1 rRNA gene is annotated in these 281 nt (G+C 47.3%); it reads left to right on the forward strand.

Features of this window, described 5'->3' with window-relative positions:
- Positions 1-160: 160 nt before the first annotated feature.
- Positions 161-281 (forward strand): 16S ribosomal RNA (locus IB255_RS30595); the annotation flags it as partial.

Genomic DNA, 281 nt, shown 5'->3' on the forward strand with positions numbered 1-281 from the left:
GAATCAAGCAATTCGTGTGGGTGCTTGTGATGTAAGACTGATGATCGACTGATTATCAGCAACGCAAGTAACACTCGTGAATTCGAGAGTTTTAGCTCTTTAAATAGAGCATGCGATTGCTGAGCCAAGTTTAGGGTTTTCTCAAAACCCAAGTAGTATTGAACTGAAGAGTTTGATCATGGCTCAGATTGAACGCTGGCGGCAGGCCTAACACATGCAAGTCGAGCGGATGATGGGAGCTTGCTCCCGGATTCAGCGGCGGACGGGTGAGTAATGCCTAG

Source organism: Pseudomonas sp. PDM22 (assembly GCF_014851965.1).
GTDB lineage: Bacteria > Pseudomonadota > Gammaproteobacteria > Pseudomonadales > Pseudomonadaceae > Pseudomonas.